Source organism: Psychrobacter sp. Cmf 22.2, assembly GCF_001921745.1.
Lineage (GTDB): Bacteria > Pseudomonadota > Gammaproteobacteria > Pseudomonadales > Moraxellaceae > Psychrobacter.
In genome coordinates, this window is sequence record NZ_MRYA01000088.1 from 1 (window position 1) to 234 (window position 234).

The 234-nt window shown below is 38.9% G+C and carries 1 pseudogene; it reads left to right on the top strand.

Annotation, left to right across the window (positions count from 1 at the left end):
- Positions 1-35 precede the first annotated feature (35 nt).
- A pseudogene (locus BTV98_RS13405) lies at positions 36-234 on the top strand (hypothetical protein); the annotation flags it as partial.

The following is a 234-nucleotide window of genomic DNA, read 5'->3' on the forward strand; positions in this document are numbered from 1 at the left end:
TTGAAGCACTTTACGCAACCGCTTATGCGATAAAAATGACATTAAAAAATCTGAAATCTACCCCACAAGGTTATGTCGATTACACGGTTTACCCATTAGAAGGTGTGTGGGATATCACTGATAGTGCAAAGGAGAGCTTTACAGGTGTCATTAATAAAGACGACTTAGTATTTAAACTAATGATCCGCCAGCCAGATTTTGTTACTGCAGAGTTTTTTTCGGAGATGCTGGAGT